Source organism: Pseudomonas agronomica, from assembly GCF_025917275.1.
Classification (GTDB): Bacteria; Pseudomonadota; Gammaproteobacteria; order Pseudomonadales; family Pseudomonadaceae; genus Aquipseudomonas; species Aquipseudomonas agronomica.
Genome location: NZ_JAOSHO010000831.1, coordinates 1 through 1358 on the forward strand (window position 1 = coordinate 1; position 1358 = coordinate 1358).

General features: G+C 61.2%; 1 protein-coding gene. It reads left to right on the forward strand.

Annotation, left to right across the window (positions count from 1 at the left end):
• Positions 1-104 precede the first annotated feature (104 nt).
• On the forward strand, positions 105-1322 hold the full coding sequence (locus OC610_RS27495; RefSeq protein ID WP_264432619.1) for a class I SAM-dependent methyltransferase: 1218 nt from the start codon (positions 105-107) through the stop codon (positions 1320-1322).
• The last annotated feature ends 36 nt before the right edge of the window (positions 1323-1358 follow it).

Genomic DNA, 1358 nt, shown 5'->3' on the forward strand with positions numbered 1-1358 from the left:
ACGGGGATAAATCCCCTCGCCACAGGAAATTCCCCGTGCCCTGGCACCCCATCCCCCCTAAAATACCCGCCATTCCCGATCCGCCCGCCCGAGGCCGCTTTTTCATGTCTGTCACCGCAACTCCCGCCCGTCCCGCGCCGGATCACCACGCCCAGTTCATCGCGCTGCTGCAGGCCAGCCTGGCGCAGAACGCGTTCATCAAACTGGTGCTGGCCAAGTACGTCGGTGACGAAACCGATCTGCAGCGGCTGATCATCAAGCAGCTCACGGTCAAGGATCAGCCTTGCCTGTCCTTCGTCTATCGCTACAAGACCCGCGACATCACCAAGAATTTCCCGCTGGCCGACGGCGTGGATACCATCGCCGCGCTGTTGCCGGCTTCGTTCAAGAACGCGCATTTGCTCGCGATCACCGACGAGGCGCAATTGGAGTACAGCAAGAAGGGCAAGAGCTCGCTGTTCAAGAGCAAGCCCCAGCAACTGCGGGAGGTGCCATCGACCGAGCACAACCGCGAGAAGAACCGCTTCCTCGACTTGAGCCGGCCATTCCTGGCGGACCTGGGCGTGACCAACCACAAGCACGAACTGATTCCGGCAATGTCGCGCAAGTGGAAGCAGATCAACAAGTTCATCGAGGTCTTCAGCCATGCGCTGACGTCCTCGCCACTGGCCCTGGACAAGCCGGTGCGGGTCTCGGACTTCGGCTCGGGCAAAGGCTACCTGACTTTCGCCATCCACGATTACCTGCGCAACACCTTGCAGGCCGAAGGCGTGGTCACCGGTGTCGAACTGCGCGAGGACATGGTCAGGCTGTGCAACGAAGCTGCCGCGCGGCTGGAGCACCCGGGCTTGAGTTTCCAGCACGGTGATGTGCGCAGCGTGGCGCCAAGCGCGGTGGATGTGATGATCGCCTTGCACGCCTGCGACATTGCCACCGACTACGCGATCCACATGGGCATTCGCTCGGGCGCCTCGATCATCATGTGCTCGCCGTGCTGCCACAAACAGATCCGCCTGCAGATCCAGAGCCCGGCGTTGCTCAAGCCGATGCTGCAATACGGCCTGCACCTGGGCCAGCAGGCGGAAATGGTCACTGACAGTTTGCGAGCGTTATTCCTCGAAGCCTGTGGCTACGAGACCAAGGTGTTCGAGTTCATTTCCCTGGACCACACCAACAAGAACAAGATGATCCTCGCAGTCAAGCGTGCCGAACCGGCGGATCCCGCCGAACTGCTCGCCAGGATCGAAGAACTCAAGGCGTTCTATCACATCACCGAGCACTGCCTCGAAACGCTGCTGCGGGCGGATGGCTACCTCGCTTGACAACACCGGCCTGAACCTTGTGGGAGCGAGCCTGCT